We start from the raw sequence: 6,262 nt of genomic DNA, 5'->3' as shown, positions 1-6,262 counted from the left end.
TCCCCCGACCGTGGGAGCGGCACGGACCGTGTCGCGTCGGAGCGGAGATCATCACGCGAGAGTGACACCCGGCTCGTCACTGTGGCCAAGTGCGGTCCCGACGCAGTAAGTTTCCGTCGGTTGGTTCACACCGACGGCGGCGGCGAGATCCGTCACCACCGCCGATGTGCTTGAGCCGGCAACGGCGCCGGTCTCTGGCCAACTTCGTGAACGTTCCGCAAGCAGCCCGTGGTCATGGGCTGAACTCAACAAGGACCGGAGGCGCCGGCATGACGCAGGCCGACACCAACATCGATCCGACGACACTGCGGTTGCCCGCCGAGCTCGTCCCCACGGACGGGCGATTCGGGTGCGGGCCGTCCAAGGTCCGCCCCGAGCAGTTGAACCGGCTCGCCGACCAGGGAGCCGACATCATGGGCACCTCGCACCGGCAGAAGCCGGTGAAGTCACTCGTGGGGCGGGTGCGCGAAGGTCTTCGCCAGCTCTTCTCGCTCCCGGAGGGCTACGAGGTCGTCCTGGGAGTGGGAGGAACGACCGCTTTCTGGGACGCCGCGACACTCGGACTGGTTCGGCAGCGAGCCCTGCACCTGACCTACGGAGAGTTCTCCGAGAAGTTCGCGAAAGCGACCAAGGCCGCACCGTTCCTCCAGGACTCGGTGATCGTGTCCTCCGAACCGGGGGACGCTCCCGACCCCGTGTCCGATCCCTCCGTGGATCTGATCGCCTGGGCGCACAACGAGACCTCCACCGGGGTCATGCTGCCCCCGACCCGCCCGGCGGGATCGGAGAACGCGCTCGTCGCGGTGGACGCCACGTCCGGCGCGGGCGGGCTTCCGGTGAACCCCGCCGACGTGGACGTGTACTACTTCGCCCCGCAGAAGTGCTTCGCCTCGGACGGGGGGTTGTGGATCGCCGTCATGAGTCCGGCCGCGCTGGAACGCGTGGGGGAGATCGGGGGCACGGACCGCTGGATCCCCGAGTTCCTCTCGCTGACCACCGCGCTGGACAACTCCCGCAAGAACCAGACCTACAACACCCCCGCCCTGGCCACCCTGTTCCTGCTGGCCGACCAGGTCGAGTGGATGCTCGAACAGGGCGGTCTGGACTGGTGCGTGCGGCGCACCGGTGAGTCCTCGCGCAGGCTGTACTCCTGGGCCGAGGCCTCCGACTACGCCACGCCCTTCGTGGGCGACCCCGCCAAGCGTTCCCAGGTCGTGGGAACGATCGACTTCGCCGACTCGGTCGACGCGGCGGCGGTGGCCCAGGCCCTGCGGGCCAACGGGATCGTGGACACCGAGCCCTACCGCAAACTCGGGCGCAACCAGCTGCGCATCGGCACGTTCCCCGCGATCGAACCGGACGACGTCACCAAGCTGACCCAGTCGATCGACTGGGTGGTCGACAAGCTCGGCTGAGTGAGCACGGGTGCCGGGACCACCCCTCGGTCCCGGCACCCGCCCCGATCCGGGTATTTCCACGGATCCGTACCGGGTCCCGTCCGGCGCAGAATCGTTGCTCGCATCGGTGAACTCGGCGCGTCCTTGCCCGTAACCGCGGCCCGCCGGGTTATCGTTATAACTTGGTGATCTGAAGTCAGCGGGAGGCGCGGGGAGGCACCTATGCGAACGCTGCGAGTGGTGGGGCTCGAAGAGGACGGCGAGACGGTCGTCTGCGAGGACCCCGACAACGGCGAACGCTTCGCGGTGCCCGCCGACGAGCGACTGCGCGCCGCCGCACGGGGGGACCTGACCCGTCTCGGTCAGGTGCAGATCGAGATGGAGTCCCAGATGCGCCCGCGGGAGATCCAGGCACGGGTTCGGGCCGGTGCCTCCGTGGAGGAGATAGCCGCGGCGGCGGGGATTCCGGAGCAGCGTGTCGAACGCTACGCCCACCCCGTGCTGTTGGAGCGCGCCCAAGTGGCCGAGCGGGCCCAGCGAGCGCATCCGGTCCGGGAGGACGGCCCGGACGTGCAGACCCTCGGGGAGGTGGTGGCCCACACCTTCGGTATGCGCGGCCAGGACCACAACGAGACGTCCTGGGACTCCTGGCGCGGCGAGGACGGGACCTGGATCGTCTCGCTGCGCTGGCAGGCCGGGTGCACGGAGAACACCGCCCACTGGAGCTACCACCCGGGTGCCCAGGGGGGAACCATCTCCCCACTGGACGAGGACGCGCTCGACCTGCTCGACCCCTCGCCCAGCCGACCGCTGCGCACCGTGCGCCCCGTCACCGAGCTCGCCCGCGAGGCGCTCGAACTCGACCACGAGGGCGCCGACGAGGGCGAACGGCACGCCACCCTGCGGGAAACCCCGGCACCGGTGCTCGGACAGAGCCCGGCGGGCGGGGCACGTGGTGGGGACGGCGCAGAGGAAGCGAACGTGAAAACTCCTCATGTCCCACCGGTGAGCACGGGCTCGCTGGTGAACTCCGTGACCGGCTCGGCCGAGAACGGCCAACCACGTGAGACGGACCGCCACGGAACCTCCACGGCGGAACAGCCCGCCCAGGACGAGACGGACCCGGAGACGGAGCTCTCCGACGAGGAGACCGACCCACCGCAGGGACGCAAGAACCACCCGATCGTCCCCTCCTGGGAGGACGTGCTGCTGGGAGTGCGTTCCAACCGGTGATCCGGGACCGGGTCCCGCCCGACCGGTCCACGCGGGACCCGGTGTCCGCTCCGGGCCTCACCCCAGGCTCCGGTCGACCTCGTCGGTCTCCGCGCTCCCGGTCCCGCTCGGGGACGTGCCGGTCGTCGCGCTCCGTCGGCGCTGTCGAGCCCGTTCGAGCAGGCTCGTCCCGGAGCCACCGCCGAACACGGTGCCGCGAGGTCTTCGGGGGACGGGACGTCGATCCCCGGAGTCCTCGTCGAGATCGGAGGCGAGGGCCCGGGCCACGAATCCCCCCGCGACGGCGAGCGCACCGACCGTCCCGGCGATCCAGGCCAGGTAGTCCGGCCCCGGAGCCACTGCGGCGACCAGGGTGACCACCAGTGCGAGAGCACCGATCAGGAACAACACGCGTGCGGGCGCTGACATGACCTTGATTGTGCCCAACGAGGCACCCACAGACCACGACCGTCGTGTCACACCGGAGAGGGTTGCCGGGGCAAGTCACTTCTTCCGGGGGATCACCCCAGCAGGCTCAACGGCAGCACCACCCAGGAGATCCCGATCCCGCAGGCCAGGCCCAGCACCACCCACCGCCACACCGGCACGCGGCGCCCCAGCCAGATCGACGGGGCGAACCCGCAGGCCACCGCGAGATTGATCACAACGGCCAACACGGGACTCACCTCGCCGAGACCGAGGGAAACCACCACGAGCGAGACCGCGACCAGCGCACTCGTCAGGGCACTCACCGTCAGACCGGTCCGCCACGGCACGGCGGCCCGCGACGGCGACACCTCCTCGCGATCCCGTCCGACCGCCCGACCGTGTCCCGGCGGAGGAACCCGGCGCAGCTGCCCGCCCACCGGGTCCCGGTAGCCGATCGGCTCGCCGGTCTCCGCGGCCAGGCGCACGGCCAGCCGCTCGCCCCGCCGCGCCGCGACCGGCCCGACCTCCTCGGCGGCGAGCTCCCCGCGACGCATCCGTTCGATCACCTCGGCCCACTCCCGGAGCGCCCCGGCCAGTTCCGCCGAGACTCTCAGGTGCTCGGGGGACAGACCGAGCCACTCGACCGTGTCCACGAGCACCGCACCGCCCCGTCCCGCGCGCAGTTCCAGCTCGGGTTCCTCGCGGGCAGCACTGTTCACCAGCCACCTCGTGGTCTCTCGACTGCTTCTCGGAACGGGCGCGAGGCCCGGTCGGAGCCTTCCTCAGCCCAGCGACTCCTCGCTCATCGCGTGGAAGACGATCGCCGCCGAGGCGGCCACGTTCAACGAGTCCACCCCCCGGGCCATGGGGATCCCCACCGTGAGGTCGGCGGCCCGCAACGCTCCCTCGCTGAGCCCGGGCCCCTCCGAGCCCATCAACACCGCGACCCTCCCCCGGGACAGTCCGGCCCGGCCGACCGGCACGGCGTCGGGCCGCGGCGCCAACGCCGCCACCCGGAAACCGGCGGCCCCGAGCAGTTCCAGGTCCTGCGGCCACTCGTTCAACCGGGCGAAGGGCACCCGCAGCACGTGCCCCATGGAAACCCGGACGCTGCGCCGGTACAGCGGGTCCGAGCACCCCTTGCCGAGCAGCACCCCGTCCAGCCCCAGGCCCGCCGCGTTGCGGAACATCGCACCCAGGTTCTCGTGGTCGACCACCCCCTCCAGCACGGCGAGCCGCCGGGAGCTCTCGATCAGCCGGACCGGGTCGGGCTCGGGCGGCCGGTCGGCCACGGCGAGCACCCCCCGATTCAGGTGAAAGCCCACGATCTTGGCCAACACGTCCGGGGTCACGACGTAGGCGGGCACGTCCAGGTGCTCCAGCGAGTCGGCCAGCGCGTCGAGGCGGCGGCGCTCCCCGAGCAGCCCGCGCAGCGGGTACGGCGAGTCCAGCAGCCGTTCGACCACCAGCCTGCCCTCCCCGATGACCAGACCCCGCCCTCCGGGACGGTCGGGACGGCGATCGGCGGTGGTCAAATCGCGGAAATCGTCGACCGCGGGATCCTCCGGGTCGGTCACTTCGATCAATCTGGCCACGCACCGCATCTTCCCATCCCGTGCTCCGCACGGACGCCGACCACCCGGTCCCGGTGTCCTCCCACGACCCCGGTTCCGTCCCTCGCGGGAACACGAATCCCACACGGAATCCGCCCGCTGCGGGCATAACGAGCCCCGGCGAGGTGTTCTACTCCGGTGGGTCCGACGTCGGCAGGAACACGGGAAGGTCCGCGCGCATGAACGACGCCCAGCGAGACGACTCCGCCCACACCACCGCCCCGACCGAGCAGGCCCCCGGGTCCGGAAGCGCCGAACCCGCCGCACCGGACTCGGCGGAGAACTCGACGCTGCGCCGCAAGGCGCGATTCGCGCTCATCCTCGGTGGTCTGACCGCGTTCGGGCCGCTGACCATCGACATGTACCTGCCCGCGCTGCCCCAGCTGACCGAGGATCTGCACGCCAGCTCGGCACAGGGACAGCTGACCCTGACGGCCGTGCTGCTCGGACTGGCCTTCGGCCAACTCGCGGCCGGACCGATCAGCGACGCGGTGGGCAGGCGCACTCCCCTGCTGGTGGGGCTGGTGGTGTACCTGACGGCCTCGGTGCTGTGCGCGGTCTCGGGCGACATCCACACCCTGACCGTCCTGCGCGCCCTGCAGGGGTTCGGGGCCGCCGCCGGGATGGTGATCGCCAGGGCGGCGGTGCGCGACCTCTACTCCGGGGTGGAGGCCGCCCGGTTCTTCTCCGCGCTCATGCTGGTCACCGGCCTCGCCCCGGTGCTGGCCCCGGTGATCGGCGGCCAGGTGCTGGCCCACACCACCTGGCGCGGGGTGTTCGTGGTGCTGTCCGGCTTCGCCGTGACGCTGCTGCTGGTCACCCTGTTCGCCCTGCCGGAGACCAAGCCGAGGCGGTGGCGCACGCCCCTGCGGGTGGGGGCGACGCTGCGCACCTTCGGCGGGCTGCTGTCCACTCCCTCCTTCCTCGGCAACGCGTTGGCGGCGGGACTGGCGATGGCGGCCATGTTCTCCTACATCAGCGGCTCCTCCTACGTGTTGCAGGACATCCACGGCCTCTCCCCGCAGACCTACAGCCTGGTCTTCGGGATGAACGCGGTGGGACTGGTGGCGGGTGGCCAGGCCAACGCCCGACTGGTCGGCCGGGTGGCCACGGAGTCCCAGCTGCTGCTGACCGCCCTGCTCGGCTGCACCCTGGCCGGGCTGGTGCTGGTCTCGGCCGTGCTGCTGGGACTGCCGCTGCCGGTGCTGCTGGCCGGGCTGTTCGTGATGATCTCCGGGCTCGGGTTCGTGCTGCCCAACACCACGATGCTCGCGCTGGCCGAACACCGCGAGGTCGCGGGGAGCGCCTCGGCGCTGCTCGGCGTCTCCCAGTTCGTGGTGGGGGCGCTGGCCGCACCCCTGGTGGGACTGGGCGGTGTGGACTCCGCGCTGCCGATGGTGCTGGTGATGTTCACGGTCGTGGCGGCCTCGCTGACCGTGTACCTGACGCTGGGTCGGCGTGGGGTCTCGCCGAGCGCCGCGGGCTGACCCCGCCACTCGCGGGCGTCGCCCCGTCGGAGCACCTGCCCGCTTCGCGGACGGATTCTCACGGACGGTGATCACGAGCCGTTACCCGTTCGCCGTAGGCAGCCACCGTTTTGGACGCTGGCCA

At 71.3% G+C, this 6,262-nt stretch carries 6 protein-coding genes; 3 read left to right on the top strand and 3 right to left on the bottom strand.

The window, feature by feature from the left end:
- The first annotated feature begins 269 nt into the window (after positions 1–269).
- Positions 270–1,415 (top strand): phosphoserine transaminase, encoded by a 1,146-nt coding sequence (gene serC / locus CEP50_RS12965; protein ID WP_106114204.1) that lies wholly within the window; start codon positions 270–272, stop codon positions 1,413–1,415.
- 204 nt (positions 1,416–1,619) lie between these two features.
- Complete coding sequence (sepH, locus tag CEP50_RS12960) at positions 1,620–2,630, top strand: septation protein SepH (protein ID WP_106114203.1); 1,011 nt, start codon at positions 1,620–1,622, stop codon at positions 2,628–2,630.
- A gap of 57 nt (positions 2,631–2,687) precedes the next feature.
- On the opposite strand, the gene CEP50_RS12955 is transcribed toward sepH, so the two are convergent.
- The 3 genes from CEP50_RS12955 to CEP50_RS12945 form a co-directional block, all read right to left on the bottom strand.
- Positions 2,688–3,038, bottom strand: a complete 351-nt coding sequence (locus CEP50_RS12955) for a hypothetical protein (RefSeq protein ID WP_146134806.1) — start codon at positions 3,036–3,038, stop codon at positions 2,688–2,690.
- A 92-nt stretch (positions 3,039–3,130) separates the two neighbouring features.
- Positions 3,131–3,757 carry a DUF2537 domain-containing protein gene (locus CEP50_RS12950; RefSeq protein WP_106114201.1) on the bottom strand — a complete coding sequence of 209 codons (627 nt, stop codon included), beginning with the start codon at positions 3,755–3,757 and terminating at the stop codon, positions 3,131–3,133.
- Between the two features lie 63 nt (positions 3,758–3,820).
- A complete protein-coding gene (locus CEP50_RS12945; RefSeq protein ID WP_106114200.1) occupies positions 3,821–4,642 on the bottom strand; it encodes a TrmH family RNA methyltransferase in 822 nt (273 codons plus the stop codon).
- 188 nt (positions 4,643–4,830) lie between these two features.
- On the opposite strand from CEP50_RS12945, the gene CEP50_RS12940 reads away from it, so the two are divergent.
- Complete coding sequence (locus tag CEP50_RS12940; RefSeq protein ID WP_106114215.1) at positions 4,831–6,138, top strand: multidrug effflux MFS transporter; 1,308 nt, start codon at positions 4,831–4,833, stop codon at positions 6,136–6,138.
- Positions 6,139–6,262: the final 124 nt, after the last annotated feature.

Origin of the sequence: Actinopolyspora mortivallis (assembly GCF_003001495.1) — a bacterium.
GTDB classification, from domain to species: Bacteria; Actinomycetota; Actinomycetes; order Mycobacteriales; family Pseudonocardiaceae; genus Actinopolyspora; species Actinopolyspora mortivallis_A.
Note: the sequence above shows the minus strand (reverse complement) of the source record. Positions and strands in the feature narration are given on the sequence as shown.

What these genes read in the sequence shown, in the direction of transcription:
- serC (WP_106114204.1), top strand. Translation starts at nt 270, where the DNA reads ATGACGCAGGCCGACACCAACATCGATCCGACGACACTGCGGTTGCCC.
- sepH (WP_106114203.1), top strand. Translation starts at nt 1,620, where the DNA reads ATGCGAACGCTGCGAGTGGTGGGGCTCGAAGAGGACGGCGAGACGGTC.
- CEP50_RS12955 (WP_146134806.1), bottom strand. Translation starts at nt 3,038, where the DNA reads ATGTCAGCGCCCGCACGCGTGTTGTTCCTGATCGGTGCTCTCGCACTG.
- CEP50_RS12945 (WP_106114200.1), bottom strand. Translation starts at nt 4,642, where the DNA reads ATGCGGTGCGTGGCCAGATTGATCGAAGTGACCGACCCGGAGGATCCC.
- CEP50_RS12940 (WP_106114215.1), top strand. Translation starts at nt 4,831, where the DNA reads ATGAACGACGCCCAGCGAGACGACTCCGCCCACACCACCGCCCCGACC.